Source organism: Kamptonema sp. PCC 6506 (assembly GCF_000180455.1).
Taxonomy (GTDB): domain Bacteria; phylum Cyanobacteriota; class Cyanobacteriia; order Cyanobacteriales; family Microcoleaceae; genus Kamptonema; species Kamptonema formosum.
On sequence record NZ_CACA01000264.1, the window covers coordinates 1 to 14,466 of the forward strand.

General features: G+C 42.9%; 17 protein-coding genes. 15 read left to right on the forward strand and 2 right to left on the reverse strand.

Going from position 1 to position 14,466, the window contains the following annotated elements:
• The 12 genes from OSCI_RS13455 to OSCI_RS13510 form a co-directional block, all read left to right on the forward strand.
• Window positions 1-632 (forward strand): DNA-formamidopyrimidine glycosylase (locus OSCI_RS13455; RefSeq protein WP_039962295.1); only part of this gene is annotated, 632 nt, incomplete at its 5' end.
• Window positions 633-841: 209 nt separating this feature from the next.
• On the forward strand, window positions 842-1,057 hold the full coding sequence (locus OSCI_RS13460; protein WP_007355525.1) for an NAD(P)H-quinone oxidoreductase subunit O: 216 nt from the start codon (window positions 842-844) through the stop codon (window positions 1,055-1,057).
• Window positions 1,058-1,277: 220 nt separating this feature from the next.
• Complete coding sequence (gene mdh, locus OSCI_RS13465; RefSeq protein WP_007355526.1) at window positions 1,278-2,246, forward strand: malate dehydrogenase; 969 nt, start codon at window positions 1,278-1,280, stop codon at window positions 2,244-2,246.
• 13 nt (window positions 2,247-2,259) lie between these two features.
• Window positions 2,260-2,460 carry a hypothetical protein gene (locus OSCI_RS13470; RefSeq protein ID WP_007355527.1) on the forward strand — a complete coding sequence of 67 codons (201 nt, stop codon included), beginning with the start codon at window positions 2,260-2,262 and terminating at the stop codon, window positions 2,458-2,460.
• Between the two features lie 66 nt (window positions 2,461-2,526).
• Entirely contained in the window at window positions 2,527-2,709 is a 183-nt protein-coding gene (locus OSCI_RS13475) for a hypothetical protein (protein WP_007355528.1), read from the forward strand.
• A gap of 36 nt (window positions 2,710-2,745) precedes the next feature.
• Complete coding sequence (locus tag OSCI_RS13480) at window positions 2,746-3,087, forward strand: hypothetical protein (RefSeq protein ID WP_007355529.1); 342 nt, start codon at window positions 2,746-2,748, stop codon at window positions 3,085-3,087.
• Window positions 3,084-3,284, forward strand: coding sequence for a hypothetical protein (locus OSCI_RS13485; RefSeq protein WP_007355530.1), 201 nt, complete (start codon window positions 3,084-3,086; stop codon window positions 3,282-3,284). Before OSCI_RS13480 ends, OSCI_RS13485 begins: the two co-directional genes overlap by 4 nt.
• Before the next feature lie 44 nt (window positions 3,285-3,328).
• Window positions 3,329-6,499 carry a CHAT domain-containing protein gene (locus OSCI_RS13490; RefSeq protein ID WP_234708751.1) on the forward strand — a complete coding sequence of 1,057 codons (3,171 nt, stop codon included), beginning with the start codon at window positions 3,329-3,331 and terminating at the stop codon, window positions 6,497-6,499.
• 151 nt (window positions 6,500-6,650) lie between these two features.
• Window positions 6,651-7,121: a hypothetical protein gene (locus tag OSCI_RS13495; protein WP_007355532.1), complete on the forward strand. Its 471-nt coding sequence runs from the start codon at window positions 6,651-6,653 to the stop codon at window positions 7,119-7,121.
• The gene (locus OSCI_RS13500; RefSeq protein ID WP_007355533.1) at window positions 7,121-8,431 is read left to right on the forward strand and encodes a hypothetical protein; all 1,311 of its coding nucleotides are present in this window, start codon (window positions 7,121-7,123) and stop codon (window positions 8,429-8,431) included. The genes OSCI_RS13495 and OSCI_RS13500 overlap by 1 nt, the downstream gene beginning before the upstream one ends.
• 51 nt (window positions 8,432-8,482) lie before the next feature.
• Window positions 8,483-8,875, forward strand: coding sequence for a hypothetical protein (locus tag OSCI_RS13505; RefSeq protein ID WP_007355534.1), 393 nt, complete (start codon window positions 8,483-8,485; stop codon window positions 8,873-8,875).
• On the forward strand, window positions 8,865-9,287 hold the full coding sequence (locus tag OSCI_RS13510) for a HEPN domain-containing protein (protein WP_007355535.1): 423 nt from the start codon (window positions 8,865-8,867) through the stop codon (window positions 9,285-9,287). The genes OSCI_RS13505 and OSCI_RS13510 overlap by 11 nt, the downstream gene beginning before the upstream one ends.
• 87 nt (window positions 9,288-9,374) lie before the next feature.
• Here OSCI_RS13510 and OSCI_RS13515 read toward each other — a convergent pair whose 3' ends face one another.
• The gene (locus tag OSCI_RS13515; RefSeq protein ID WP_007355536.1) at window positions 9,375-11,432 is read right to left on the reverse strand and encodes an elongation factor G; all 2,058 of its coding nucleotides are present in this window, start codon (window positions 11,430-11,432) and stop codon (window positions 9,375-9,377) included.
• A 602-nt stretch (window positions 11,433-12,034) separates the two neighbouring features.
• Here OSCI_RS13515 and OSCI_RS13520 point away from each other — a divergent pair.
• The 3 genes from OSCI_RS13520 to OSCI_RS13530 all read left to right on the forward strand — a co-directional run bounded on the left by OSCI_RS13520 (window position 12,035) and on the right by OSCI_RS13530 (window position 13,735).
• Window positions 12,035-12,223, forward strand: coding sequence for a hypothetical protein (locus tag OSCI_RS13520; protein WP_007355537.1), 189 nt, complete (start codon window positions 12,035-12,037; stop codon window positions 12,221-12,223).
• Between the two features lie 72 nt (window positions 12,224-12,295).
• On the forward strand, window positions 12,296-12,706 hold the full coding sequence (locus tag OSCI_RS13525; RefSeq protein ID WP_007355538.1) for a GNAT family N-acetyltransferase: 411 nt from the start codon (window positions 12,296-12,298) through the stop codon (window positions 12,704-12,706).
• 294 nt (window positions 12,707-13,000) lie between these two features.
• Window positions 13,001-13,735 (forward strand): glutathione peroxidase, encoded by a 735-nt coding sequence (locus OSCI_RS13530; RefSeq protein WP_007355539.1) that lies wholly within the window; start codon window positions 13,001-13,003, stop codon window positions 13,733-13,735.
• Between the two features lie 216 nt (window positions 13,736-13,951).
• On the opposite strand, the gene OSCI_RS13535 is transcribed toward OSCI_RS13530, so the two are convergent.
• Window positions 13,952-14,275, reverse strand: coding sequence for a hypothetical protein (locus OSCI_RS13535; protein ID WP_007355540.1), 324 nt, complete (start codon window positions 14,273-14,275; stop codon window positions 13,952-13,954).
• Window positions 14,276-14,466 lie beyond the last annotated feature (191 nt).

A 14,466-nucleotide genomic window follows, 5' to 3' on the forward strand; every position in this document is an offset into this window, starting at 1 on the left:
ACCCATCTTGGTTAGGCGTTCACCTGCGAATGACTGGTCAACTGCTGTGGGTACACCGAGACGATCCTTTGCAGAAACACACGAGAGTGCGGTTATTTTTTGCTGAGGGGCGAGAATTACGTTTTGTAGATCAGCGGACATTTGGTCAGATGTGGTGGGTTCCGCCGACAACTGAAGTGTCGAGTGCGATCGCAGGCCTGAAAAAACTAGGGCCCGAACCCTTTTCAGAAGAGTTTACAGTAGAATATTTAGCGGCAAAACTGCACCACCGATCGCGATCGGTAAAAACAGCTCTGCTAGATCAGGCACTGATTGCGGGTTTGGGGAATATTTACGCGGATGAAGCTTTGTTTTTGTCGGGAGTGCGATCGCAAACCTCTTGTTCAGATTTGACAAACGAACAAATTCAACGCCTGCACTCCGCCATCATTCAAGTCTTGGAAAACGCCCTGAATGCTGGTGGTACAACTTTTAGCAATTTTCTCAACGTTAACGGCGTTAACGGCAACTACGGGGGCATTGCTTGGGTGTACAATCGCGCAGGTCAACCTTGCCGCGTTTGCGGTACTCCGATTGAGCGACTAAAATTAGCGGGGCGATCGAGTCATTTTTGCCCTCAGTGTCAGAGGTGAGGATGGGGGAGATGGGGAGGATGGGGAGGATGGGGGAGATGGGGAGGATGGGTAATTAGCTATTAGCCATTAGCCATTAGCAATTACCAATTAGCAATTACCCATTAGCAATTACCAATTAGCAATTACCCATTACCCTGCTGTATCTCATGTAACTGAAAGCCGCTATAATCTGTAATAATATTTGTAAACCAGAGCGAGAGAGAGTTATGGCATTCAAAAAAGGTAGTCTTGTCCGCGCTATCAAAGAAAAATTGGAAAATAGTTTAGAAGCCAAAGCTAGCGATACGCGCTTTTCCTCCTACCTATTTGAAACAAAGGGCGAAGTAATGGAACTCCGGGGCGACTATGCCCTAGTCAAATTTGGTCGCGTACCAACGCCCAATATTTGGTTGCGGGTTGACCAAATCGAAGACTTTCAATAAATACCTGGGCAGATAGCAGTTTTCAATTGGATGAGGTACAACTTTTAATTACCAATTTGTTAACTGTTAGCAATTAGCAATTAGCAATTAGCAATTAGCAATTAGCAATTAGCAATTAGCAATTAGCAATTAGCAATTATCCTATTCTCATGCAATTGAAAACCGCTATATTAGAGTGCGTAATGCCTAAACTAGATCGAACAATAATCCTCAATATAGAATGAATTCTTCCCCTTTTTCCTTACCAACTTCTCCTTCAACTCGCGTATCCATCATTGGTGCGGGAAAAGTTGGCAGTACCACCGCCCAGCGAATCGCAGAGAAAAATATTGCGGATGTTGTATTGCTAGACATTGTAGAAGGTTGGCCCCAGGGAATTGCCCTAGATTTGATGCAAGCGCGGGGAATCGAAGGCCACGATCGCGAAATTATCGGTACGAATAATTATGATGATACTGCTGGTTCAGACATTGTAGTAGTTGCAGCGGGATTGCCTCGGAAACCGGGAATGAGCCGAGAGGACTTGATTAAAATTAATGCCTCAATTGTCACAGAAGCCGCAAAAGAGGCGATCGCGCGATCGCCTGAAGCAATTTTAATTGTAGTTACTAATCCCCTCGATATAATGACCTATTTAGCTTGGGAAAGTACGGGTTTGCCTGAAGGTCGAGTTATGGGGATGGCGGGGGTATTAGATTCCGCCAGATTTCAAACTTTTATCGCAATGGAATTAGGTGTTTCTATTAAAGATATTAAGGCTACAGTTTTAGGTTCTCATGGGGATTTAATGATACCTCTACCGCGATATTCTACTGTTAACGGCATTCCTATTACTGAGCTTATGGATGCTGTAACTATCGAGAGATTAGTGCAGAGAACTTGCAAAGGTGGAGCCGAGGTTGTGGGATTAATGAAGACAGGAAGTGCCTATTTTGCCCCGGCATCTTCTGTTTCTATAATGATAGAATCAATTTTATTTAATCAATCAAGAATTTTACCTTGTTGTGCTTCTTTGCAAGGAGCTTATGGCTTAAATGATATATTTTTGGGAGTTACTTGTCGATTGGGATGTCATGGGGTAGAAGAGGTTTTAGAACTTGAATTAACGGATATGGAACGGGTAGCTTTTATGGAATCTGCTGAGTTTATTCAGCGGAGTATTCAGGAAGCGAAGGCGATACTGAAGTAGTTATTAATTGAGTATGAACGAGGAAAGAAAAATACCCGATGCACAGACGAGAAAGCGTAATGTTGAGCGGTTGCGTGAAAGCAATAGACAGCTTGATATTTTCGGTGCGGCCTTAGATGAAGTGCTGGCAATGGCAGAACTTGAACTGTGCCGTCAACGCCGCAAGCGTCTGGAAACTAAATATCAGAAAATAGCTGAAAATGTGGGGGAATAAGTGCGATCGCAATTATGATGCCTCAGAATCAAGTACACAAGAAATCAAAAGGACTTGGGATATACTATGATTAAACAACCAAAAATACCAGACTTAGAAACGAGGCAGCAAAATGTTTCTAGGATGCGTGAAGCTTGCAAAATGCTTGATGCTGCGACTCTGAAATTGGATGAAGTAATCGCTATGTTGGAAGCGGATAATCGTCGCCAACGTCAGGAACGTTTGGATGGTAAATATCGGCGGGTGTAGTAAAATGTCAACTTGCAGGCTATTAATTTAAAGAGAATGGCATTCCTATCAGAAGAAACTCTTACAACTCTTTTTGGGCTACAACGGCGACTGGTGTTAATCCTCAATGAGGCCAGAGCTACAGAATATGCTATATTAGAGTTGTTTGGCGAAACTGAAGAGACAATCCCAGAATTAGATGAACTGCAAAATGTTACGGAACGCGCTAGAGATTCCTACACTCGTCTTTCCAGAATTTTGCTGTTGGTAGCCGATGCCCAACCAATCGCAGATGCTGCTATCGTAGAACTTATGGAGCGAGCCTTAGCACAGGCAGAAGCTAATGCTGATGCTTCTGAACCAAGCGTCCAAGAAATTAAAAGGAATTGGAATTTATGAATAAGCAACCTAAAATTCCCGATGCAGAGACTAGAGCAAGAAATGTGGAAAGTTTACGCGAAGTTTGTCGCGGTTTTGATGCCGTTAATCTGCTATTTGATGAAGTCATCGCGCAGCTAGAAAAACAAAATAGTCGCCAACGTCAGGAACGTTTGGATGGTAAGTATCGGCGGGTGGAAGAAAAAGTGACAGAATAAAGGTGGGATAAGTTAATTATCATCAAATCATCCCTTGCATCCCCATGTTCCAACGTATCTGGCAACAATTCCTCAAGCTATGGCGGCGAATTAAGCAAGTTTTCATCAAGTCTCCACCCCCACCGCCACCTCCGCCACCTCCACCGCCTTCCTCTAGTGAATGCGAACAGAAATTCATGGAATTACTGGAGGGTGTTGCGGGTGGCTGGAGTCGGGGCACAATTCAAGGGTTTTTCATTGGTACGAAGATTAAAGATGCTGATTGGGAAAAATGGCTGCAAGCATTTGGCGAGAGGTTGTTGGCTTCCCCGGAATTGAATTTAGAATTAGGTGGGCGGCTGTTGCTATTGGGTGAGGCGAATTGTGGGAAAATCAGTGAGATGGCTGGAAAGATTGGGCGGGAATTATTGGCAAGGGGAAATCAGGGGGGAGAGATAGCTGGGGAGGTGATAGGGAAAGAAAATGAAAACGAGATAATTCAGCCGATAATTCCTATAAATTTAATCAGCAGCACCCCAATAACGTTTACTAATGGAATAGGTGACTATTCTGTTGAAAAGCAACCTTTATTACTACCACAAACTTCTAATATAGAAATTAGTCAAGATATTGAAGAATTATTGAATAGGGCAGAAACGCTTTCTTTGATAGGAGATTTACCAGGATCTCTTGCCTGTTACGATCGCGTTATAGAAATTAAGTCTGACTTCTACTCAGCTTGGGAGAGTCGTGGCAAAGTGTTAGATAAATTAGGTCGCTATCAGGAAGCAACACAAAATCACTACAAAGCTATGGCCCTACAATCTGGCAAAATGGAGGTTTTGGTTAATTATTGGGTTGAACAAGGCAATACCCTGTATAATTTAAGGCGCTACGATGAGGCGATCGAGGCCTACGACAAAGCCTTAGAAATAGACTCCAACTACCAGGATGCCTGGTACGATAAGGGTTATACCCTGTATCAATTATGGCGCTACGATGAGGCGATCGCGGCTTACGACAAAGCCTTAGAAATAGACTCCAACTACCAGGATGCCTGGGACGGAAAGGGCTATGTCCTCGTAAATTCAGGGCGGAACATAGAGGCGATCGCGGCCTTCGACAAGACCTTAGAAATAGACTCCAACTACCAGAGTGCATGGACCGGAAAGGGCTATGCCCTGGTAAATTTAGGGCGGAACATAGAGGCGCTCACGGCCTTTGACAAGGCCTTAGAAATAGACTCCAACTACCGGCATGCCTGGAACGGAAAGGGCGATGCCCTGTATTATTTAGGGCGCTACATAGAGGCGATCGCGGCTTACGACAAAGCCTTAGAAATAGACTCCAACTACGAACAGGCCTGGAACGGAAAGGGCGATGCCCTCAAAAATTTAGGGCGCTATATAGAGGCGATCGCCGCCTGCGACAAAGCCTTAGAAATCACTAAAAATCAATACTGGCAAGCTTGGACAAATCGAGGCGGGGCATTTTTCAATTCCGGGCGCTACTTAGAAGCTATCCAAAATTGGGATGAAGGCTTAAAAAAATACGATCCAAGTAACCACGAATATCGCCTAGCTTGCGGCAGCTTGCATCAGCGAAAAGGCCAGGCACATTACAAATATGGCAAACAAACAACCACTTATTTTGAATATTTCCACAAAGCCAAAACCAGCTACGAACAAGCCTGCGAATACCTGAAATCACCTCTCATCCCAGAGACTTATCTTGAAGTCTTGCAAGACTTAATCTTTGTCTGCCGCAGTTTGGGAAATAGGAAAACTAACAAATATATTAACGAAGCTACTTACCTGCTAGAAAACTTAATTTTAGCCGATGATACTCCCCCCGAAAAGAAATTACAACTCACGCGCAAATTTGCCGTATTTTACCAGTTAGCCGTCGATAAATTAGTCGAATCTGGCGACAAAGTAAAAGCCCTAGAAACAGCAGAAAGGCAGAAAAATTTTTGCCTGAAATGGATGCAGCAAGGTTGGCAACAGCCTCCCGAAAGCCTAGACTTCAAACAGATGCAAGAGTTACTGAAAAATGACTCGCAAACTGCCATAATTTACTGGCATCTCAGCCCCGTTTCCCTCACCACCTTTATTATCAGACATGAGAGAGATATCCAAATTATTACCACATCCCTATATTCATTCTCATTCTTTAGCGGCCAAAGTCAGACTTTAGCAAAATGGCTGCAAAATTGGAAGAGTCAATATGAAAGTTACCGCAAAACTAAGGAAAAATCAGCCACTATCGGCAATCATCAATGGCAAGATAACCTAGAAACCAGTTTAGAGGAACTGCAAAAAATCCTCGACATTAAACGCATTTCCCAGGAATATCTCACAGGAATCACTCAACTAATTCTAATTCCCCATCGCGATTTGCACCTATTACCATTACACCATCTATTTAAGCAACCAGACTTGACCATCACCTACCTACCTAGCGCCCAAATCGGCATAAAATTGAGCGCCGCCAAAATAGCAGCCACCACACTATTAAGCGTCGAAAACCCGCGAGGCGATATGCTTTATGCTACCATTGAATCAGGAGTAATTAACCAAAAATACCAAGATAAAAAGCAGCATCTTAAAAGCCAAGCCGCCACTAGAGATAGCGTAACTAACGCCCTCAAAAAAAGCGCTGACATCTTCCATTTTACCGGACATGGCGCACACAATCTCAAACAGCCGCGAGAATCAGCTTTAGAATTAGCAAACAACGAATTACTCACCCTCGCAGACATCTTTGCCATAGATTTTAGTAGTTATTCCGTAATTTGCCTATCAGCTTGTGAAACAGGATTAACAAGCGCAGAAGACTTAATTGATGAATACGTCGGTTTAGCCAGTGGCTTTTTAGCCACTGGCGCTAACTATGTCGTCAGTACCCTGTGGAAAGTCAATGAAATTTCTGCTGCTTTGCTGATGATTCAATTTCACGAATACCTCAAGAATGACGCGCCGCCAGTGGCCTTGAAAAAAGCTCAAACTTGGCTTCGCACTGTCACCTATACGGATTTGATAAAATGGTATCAAGAGTTAATGAAACCTATGGAAAAAGATCGCCATTCAAATTGTTGGGGAATTTTGCGGAGCGCCGCTAACAATATTCCCCAAGAAGCTGCTACAATGGGTTTAGGAATGAGTCATACTCCCTATGCTCATCCCTATCATTGGGCAGGTTTCACGATTACGGGTAATGCTGCTATTAATGGGTAGGCGCGAAGTTAACTTAACATGAAATCGGCGGTTAGAAACCGCATCTACACAAACAAAACCTGCCTTAGTCCGCGTAGGCGGACTTCGCCTGTATAGCCGCGAATTCTATTCGCCAAGGCTTTCTTACCAATTTATCACCCAATTTATTACTATGGAACAAAGCGATATTCTCACACTCCAAGCTTTTTTGATGACTCTTTCTGAGTTAGACTCCCTCGGCGATATCCAAGCTGAAATTCAGAAACTTAGTCCTCTAGTTAAGCAAAGTTTTTCTCACGCAATGGAACAACTCAGGAAAATTATTTACCAGCATGATTTTCTGGAAACCCCATATCAATTGCATCACGATAACTTACAGGGATTCTATCAAGCAAAACCCCGCGATAAATGTATTTTCCCCCTGGATGAAAGCCAAAAACAGCCGACAATGGAAAGTAAGGAAATAGAGAATTATTCCTTACCAACGCAATCACTAGAAGTATTTGTCACAATACTTGAATCCCATGATTCAGTAGCCACAACCAAAAATGTCAGACAAAGCATCTCTCACGAAATTAATACGGAAATAAATGCCGCCACACAGTATGATGTAAATTATGTTTGGGTACAGATGTTTTGCTAATGAATGAATTAAAATATCCTCACCTATTCCTATTTACCTATAACTGGAAAGATCGACTCAACAGCCAGCAAGTTTCCAGCAACGAAAAAGGTTATATTCCCTTCTCAGACATTGCTGGTAACTTACCTATTCAGGGTTTTTCTAAAAGCTTTTCCTTAACAGATGTAGAAGCTAACTTATTTGGTTGCGCCGCTGCTGATTCCGAGTCTCAAAATTCTCAATCACTTAGCTGTTTTCAAGACTTTAAGGAGAAAATAAACTCCAAATTTAAGCCTACAGCTAATCTGCATAAAACTTGGATGCTGTTGGGATATTTGCCAGAAAATATAGATCCCAAAGATGCTAAAATTGTAGCTAAGAATGCCTATGAATCATTTTTGCCCTCAAAAAAATGGTCAGAACCCCAAGCTGGTAAATTCATGGGAGGAATAACATTTGAAATTTGGGATTCTGCCCAAAATTGGCAAAACTTAGCAGCAGAGGAAAACAGCCGCATTGCGATCATCATTTTTCGTGATAAAATCACACTGGAGAAAATTTCCTACTTCTATGAAGATTGGGTAAATTTATTTTATTATCGCAATAAAATCCTCTGGGCTTATAGCAATAACTTACAAACGAAAGCTAAACTAGACTTATCAGCTAACTTTTTCCCCACCGCCAGTAACTTGCCTGTTAGCCAATCTTTATCACTTCATCATACCACAGATCGCAACTTAGAAAACTTAAAAAAAGATTTAAGTAAAAATCTATTAATTTTATCTAAGTTTACTGCTAATCTCGCATATTTTGAATCTCAACATCAGACAATTCAAACTAATTTACACAATTATAAAGAACGATTAAACGAGATTGAGACAAAAGCCAGAAAAGAAGGAGAGGGACTACCTACTCAACTAGATTGTCTAAGTTTTTTCAGTGAAATTGCCCAAAATAAATATCAGGCACAAATTGACAAAGAAATCGCTAGTATTACGTCTAGCGTGAAAGTATGGGAAACATGGATAGATACCCTGCGGGCGATGGTGGAAAGTCAACAAATTGAAAGCGATCGCGATTTAGAATTAGAAATTGCTAGAATTGGGGTTGGGCTCGGTGCCGCCTCAGTCGTTGCTTCTCTTGCCGATCCCTTAGTCGAAGTAATTACACCCTTTCCCGCTAAAAAAATAGAGAATGGTAAAGAAATTTTAATACCCGCTAATGCTGTATTCAATTTTGGATTAGCGTTACTACTTAGCGCTGTTATAGGGATAGCTTGCGGATATGCTGGCGGTAAGTTGTGGTCGTGGATGCGATCGCGTACTAAATAGCCACTATCAGCTATAATTTTAACATTAAAACACTCATCAAAATCAACCATTATGACTGCCATCCAAGAGCCAGCCATTAAAACCACACCCTTTGATGATTTAATCGCTGAGTTCAATAAAATCAGAACTCTCTACACAGTAGAAGAACCCCTAGAAACCTTTAAAATAATCATCGATCAAGAAGTAATGGTAAGCTTAATTTTAGAAGCTCATTCTAAAATTAGAGAGCTATTTCCTAGCGAAAGATTAGCCTTAGAACTAACAACAGATCCAGAAATTGCCGGCTGGCGATCGCTCTGGATTATTATTTACACAAAATTTGAAGCTGATGAAGCCTTTGATAAGTTAAAAAAACTCGATCGTGCTTGGTGGCTAGAGGCTGGTATGGTGCTTTCTAAGAATTTGTTAAACATCGATATAGGATGGGAGTCAGATGAGATTTAATTGGTCTGAATATTTTAATTTAGCACAAGAGTTGGCAGCAATTTCTAGCACCAACAGTGCAGCCAACCAAGAAGCAAAATTGCGTTCAGCCGTGAGTAGAGCTTACTACGCGGTGTTTTGCCTAGCACGAAATTACTTACGGGACGTTGAACAAGACCCAAGATTATCTAGCAATAAAACTTATGATATCAACGATCATCAATATGTAGCGGAAGAATTTATTTTCAATCAATTAAAATCTCAGAAAATAACAGAGATAGGCAGAGATTTAACTAGATTAAGAAAAATGAGGAATAAAGCTGATTACGAAGATACTATATTCAACTTACAAACCGAGGTAAAAAAGGCTTTAAACCTTGCTCAAAATATTATGAAAACCTTAACTGAATTAAATCAAAAAACTGAATTATAATCTAAAATATAGACAACCACCCCAAGGGACAATTTTTGTCCAGGTACTTACAATCGCCAGGGGTAAAAACCCCCGGCTAACTTCTTCCTAACTCTTACCATTCCCAGCAGCAGTCGCCAAAACCCGCTTTACCAAAGGTTCCGGCACTTCCTGCAAATGGTCAAACTCCCAACTAAAAAACCCAACCCCCATCGTCTGCGATCGCAACTCTACAATCAAATCCTGCATCTGCGCCACCGGCAAATAAGCCGAAACCCGATCCCATCCCTTCCAGTCAGACTTCGCTTCATAACCCAAAATTTGACCGCGACGGCCGCTTACCAACTGCAACAGCTTAGAGGTAAACTCACTGGGAGCAACAATCTCCACAGATGCGACTGGTTCCAACAAAGCGGAATCGCACTTCGCCATCCCCTCCTGCATCGCCAAACGCGCCGCCTGCTTAAACGCCTGTTCCGAACTGTCCACCGAATGGTAAGATCCATTCGTCAGCGTCACCTCCACATCCACCACCGGGAAACCCAAGGGGCCATGTACCAAATACTCTCGCACCCCAGTCTCAACCCCCGGTATATATTGTTTCGGTACAGCACCACCCACAATCGTTTCATTGAAATTAAAACCCTCCCCACGCGGTAGCGGTTTAATGTCCAAATATACATCGCCAAACTGGCCATGACCCCCACTTTGGTGCTTGTAACGCCCGTGTACAGAGGCCGCCGACTTGCGAATCGTCTCCTTATAAGGTACTTGTGGTAAGTGAGTTACCATCGGCAAATTATACTTCCGCCGCAGCCGATCCAGGGCAACTTTGAGATGAATCTCACCTTGTCCCCAAAGTATAATTTCGTGAGTATCCCCGTGCTGCTCCCACACCAGAGAGCAATCTTCCTCCATCAACTTCGCCAAAGCAGCGCTCATCTTGACTTCATCGTTGCGCTTTTCTGGCGCGATCGCCAACGCATACACTGGCGACAACCGCTCAGCCTTCGGCAATTCTACCCGCTGACTGCCCAACGCGATCGCCTCCCCAGCTTTCACCCCTTCCAACCGTCCCAAAGCCACAATCTCACCCGCACCCGCCGCCGTCAAAGGCTGCGTTTGCAACCCCATCAACCGATACAAACCACCAACCCGCACCCCGTTCAAAACCGTCCCATCATTTAGCGTCCCTTGCCAAATTCGCACTAGCGATAACTTACCGCCCTGGGGTGTATAATATATTTTCAGCACTTGAGCCAAAGGCGCGTTCGCACCTTGCGTCAATCCCCGCCGCTGGGCCGTCATTTCCGGTACCGGAGCTTCCCGCAGCAAGGCTTGTAGCAACGGCCGCACCCCAAAATCTTGCTCTGCAACGCCAATAAACACCGGCACAATCAAATCCGCCCCCAATTCCATCTTTAAATCTTGGGTAATTTCTTCAGCATCGGGGTTAATTTCTTCTAGCAATTCTTCCAGTAAATGGTCGTCAAAATTCGCCAATTCCTCCAGCATTTCCTGCCGTGCAGCGTACTCTTGCTCCTTAAGTTCTACCGGCATTGGCACGGGGTCAGCGGGTGCGCCGGGATGGTAATGATAAGCTTGTTCTGTGACTAAATCTATAAAGCCAACGATCGCTTCACCTTTTGCGATCGGATATTGATGCGGAATCACGGGGCGGCTAGAAACCGATTTTAAGGCATTGAGTACCTCTGTAAAATTAGAGCCGCAGCTAGTCTCATCTGTACAAGTCCGATCCATTTTATTGATGAAAACTAAATGCGGAATTTCCCAGTCATCCAGAAATTTAAACAGCGGAGCTAGGGTGAGAATACGTTGGCTGACTCCTTCACAAACAATTACAGCCGCATCCACTCCCATCAGCGCATTCAGCGTTTCTTGAGCAAATTCTATCGATCCCGGACAGTCAAGAAATGTGAAGCGCACGCCTTCGTATTCTGCGCTGGCGGCGTTGACTTCTACGCTCATTTTGCGATCGCGCGCCTCAGCAGAACTGTCCCCAACTGTATTACCATCCTTAACACTACCTTTACGGGAAATTGCCCCCATCACCGACAGCAAACTTTCTAGTAGCGTGGTTTTGCCGCTGAGATAGGGGCCAACTATGGCAACGTTCCGAGCGGTAGAAATGACTTTTTCGTTCATATTCCCTCCAACCGAAAATAGTTTAAAATTGCTCTTTTTGAAATGATTTAGAGCATGACGATCTAGACTTTAACTAGGAAAACCTGTTTTCAAGTCCAGATACATTAAAGTTATGGATATCGCGCAATACTTTGAGAATAGCGTAGTTTTAGTAACTAAAATAAAAATTGTATTTTCTCTTAAGATCGCATTAAATAAATCTTGACAAGCATTAAAGCTTATTAATTATTGCTAACTTATGTAAATTTGCTCCCGATTCCTGATGTTGTCAAACTCACCTGGATATAAGGAGCAAGAGCCATCCTTTTCGAGTTCAAGCAGGCTGGTCAACCACTTTGCTAACTCACTGGGGGCCAGGAATCGGGTTTTAACTTCGCTCAACCAGCAGTTTTTTAGGAAGAGACCAGGACTTACGCAGGGAGTTCCAGAAACAGGGTTTTTGAGATCGTCTGTGGGTAAGAATGAAGTATTTTCGTCAAAAAACCCGGTTTATGAGGTTGGGTGCGTAAGTCCTAGTATCTTCGTCGCCACCTGCATATTCAGTAAAAAACCCGATTTCTTAGGTCGAAGTGTGTAAGTGCTAAATAATTAAAATTCAAGCCATGCCAGAGAATTCTACCCAACAATTAAATGCAATCGTTAAAGACTTAGACAGTCTAATTACAGAAATAGAAAATAATCCTCGCTTATCTACTTGGGTAGTGCGGCAGGTACTGAAGTCAATTAAAGACAAAGCGGAGAAAATGGCGGTAGAGTCATCAGACAAACAAGATTATCCTAAAGCATCGTAGTTGCTCAGTCGCATTTAGATTTTCCGAGCGCGATCGCTCTAAAATATAAAATCTAAATTCGATAGGTACACAATGATTCAATATCGAGTAGGAAATGATTTGGATGTAGATGAGGTAATCGACCTATATCGAGCCTCAACTCTCGGTGAAAGAAGACCAATTGACGATCGCGATCGCATCCAGCAGATGATTGCTAATTCTAATTTGATCGTTACCGCTTGGGATGGCGAATTGCTAGTCGGCATCTCCAGAGCTATGTCGGATTTTAGTTACGTCACCTACTTGTCAGATTTAGCAGTAAGAAAATCCCATCAAAAATCAGGAATTGGCAAAGAATTAATCCGCAGAACCCAAATAGAATCTGGCGAACAAGCTCACTTAGTATTACTGGCGGCCCCAGCCGCTACCGAATATTATCCCCACATCGGTTTTACCCACCATCCCCAGGCTTGGCTGCTGGAAGCAGGAGAAAAACTGCGGTAATGGCTGGAACCTTCACCGCCAACCCCATTTATCAAAAAAATGGGGCTAGATTTTTGTTGCCCCGAAGAAGTAGGGAGAGACGCGATCGCGCTACAGTCGAGTAACAACGTACTGCACTAACCAAATAGCGCTACGATTTCAACTGTAAGGGTAAGGAAAAGCGAATCAGTTCGGACATAATTATTAATGTTCCAGAACATTCGCCCCTTAAACGCGATCGCGTTTAAATAGAGAAGACATTTCCAAACCCCAACCCCATCCCTTCTAATTTTGTTGAATCAAGGAGCAAAACTTATGTTACCTAACCGAGAAGGACAGAGAGTACCTTCTGTGACTTTCCACACTCGCACAGATAACGAATGGGTGAAAGTCACAACTGATGAATTATTTTCAGGTAAAACAGTAATTGTTTTTTCATTACCTGGTGCTTTTACACCTACCTGTTCATCAACTCACGTTCCTGGCTACAACCAATTAGCTAAGACCTTTAAAGAAAATGGTGTCGATGACATCATTTGTATTTCTGTGAACGATACTTTCGTGATGAATGAATGGGCAAAAGCTCAAGAATCAACTAATATTACCATGATTCCTGACGGCAACGGGGAATTTACCGAAGGTATGGGATTGCTAGTTGATAAAGTCGATTTAGGTTTCGGTAAACGCTCTTGGCGCTATTCGATGTTAGTCAAAGATGGCACGATCGAGAAAATGTTTATCGAGCCGGAAGAACCAGGCGATCCGTTTAAAGTTTCGGATGCTGAGACGATGCTCAATTACATTAATCCGCAAGCTGTAAAACCCAAAGTGGTTTCCTTATTTACAAAACCAGGTTGTCCATTCTGCGCTCGTGCCAAAGCAATCTTACAAGAGCAAGGTTTAGACTACGAAGAAATTGTCTTGGGTAAGGATGCTACGACACGCTCTTTGCTAGCAATGACTGGAGCAGCAACAGTACCTCAAGTGTTTATAGATGGCAAATTAATCGGTGGTTCCGAAGAGCTAGCTACTTATTTTGGTGTATCCTAAGAGGACTAAAAAACTAATGAATTTTCCTTAGTCCTCTTAAGAGGACTTAATCTTTGAGACGGGGGTTTTAACCCCTGTCGAACTCACGTAAGTAAATGGACAAAAATAAACAATGTCATTGCGAACGGAGCGAAGCAATTTCAAGGCATTGCGATTGCTTCGCTTCGCTCGCAATGACTGACTACGTTTATTTATGTCCGACTACTTATTATGAAATTAAGCAGTAGGATTATCCCCCTGATTCCGTTGATTTAATAGAATATCAAGCATCCGCGCTGTCTCAATTCTTAAACCCTCAATATTGGCCTGTTGCCGATCCATTCTCTCAAATAACTGCTGCCGTTCTTCTCTGGCCTCTGCTGCCACATTTGCTAAAGCTTGAATCACACGAGCATTACTATCTGCGATATTAGCCGTGACTTCTAATTTAGCGCCTAAAGCATCCATGCGAATATCGAAAGCATTCATGCGATCGCCAATACTTTCTACTGTATTAGCTAAACGATCTAAGCGATCGTCATCCCACCGTTCTACCCTCATAGATTTTTCTCCTAAATATCATATTTATTAGTCTAACTTAAATAATCATTTCTGCTGAATCTGGCGCGGCGATCGCCCTTCCTTCCCCAAAGCGCGATCCCTGCCAATATAATGCTATAATCCTATAAAACTAATCAACAGCCTAAACTCTCTCTTGCTTATAATAAAAACGTACTCAATTACAACTTAAA

Bases quoted from the DNA above. Each gene is read 5' to 3' on its own strand.
- OSCI_RS13475 (WP_007355528.1), top strand. From the start codon at position 2,527: ATGATTAAACAACCAAAAATACCAGACTTAGAAACGAGGCAGCAAAAT.
- OSCI_RS13535 (WP_007355540.1), bottom strand. From the start codon at position 14,275: ATGAGGGTAGAACGGTGGGATGACGATCGCTTAGATCGTTTAGCTAAT.
- OSCI_RS13460 (WP_007355525.1), top strand. From the start codon at position 842: ATGGCATTCAAAAAAGGTAGTCTTGTCCGCGCTATCAAAGAAAAATTG.
- OSCI_RS13515 (WP_007355536.1), bottom strand. From the start codon at position 11,432: ATGAACGAAAAAGTCATTTCTACCGCTCGGAACGTTGCCATAGTTGGC.
- OSCI_RS13500 (WP_007355533.1), top strand. From the start codon at position 7,121: ATGAATGAATTAAAATATCCTCACCTATTCCTATTTACCTATAACTGG.
- OSCI_RS13480 (WP_007355529.1), top strand. From the start codon at position 2,746: ATGGCATTCCTATCAGAAGAAACTCTTACAACTCTTTTTGGGCTACAA.
- OSCI_RS13470 (WP_007355527.1), top strand. From the start codon at position 2,260: ATGAACGAGGAAAGAAAAATACCCGATGCACAGACGAGAAAGCGTAAT.
- OSCI_RS13485 (WP_007355530.1), top strand. From the start codon at position 3,084: ATGAATAAGCAACCTAAAATTCCCGATGCAGAGACTAGAGCAAGAAAT.
- OSCI_RS13530 (WP_007355539.1), top strand. From the start codon at position 13,001: ATGTTACCTAACCGAGAAGGACAGAGAGTACCTTCTGTGACTTTCCAC.
- mdh (WP_007355526.1), top strand. From the start codon at position 1,278: ATGAATTCTTCCCCTTTTTCCTTACCAACTTCTCCTTCAACTCGCGTA.
- OSCI_RS13490 (WP_234708751.1), top strand. From the start codon at position 3,329: ATGTTCCAACGTATCTGGCAACAATTCCTCAAGCTATGGCGGCGAATT.
- OSCI_RS13495 (WP_007355532.1), top strand. From the start codon at position 6,651: ATGGAACAAAGCGATATTCTCACACTCCAAGCTTTTTTGATGACTCTT.
- OSCI_RS13505 (WP_007355534.1), top strand. From the start codon at position 8,483: ATGACTGCCATCCAAGAGCCAGCCATTAAAACCACACCCTTTGATGAT.
- OSCI_RS13520 (WP_007355537.1), top strand. From the start codon at position 12,035: ATGCCAGAGAATTCTACCCAACAATTAAATGCAATCGTTAAAGACTTA.
- OSCI_RS13510 (WP_007355535.1), top strand. From the start codon at position 8,865: ATGAGATTTAATTGGTCTGAATATTTTAATTTAGCACAAGAGTTGGCA.
- OSCI_RS13525 (WP_007355538.1), top strand. From the start codon at position 12,296: ATGATTCAATATCGAGTAGGAAATGATTTGGATGTAGATGAGGTAATC.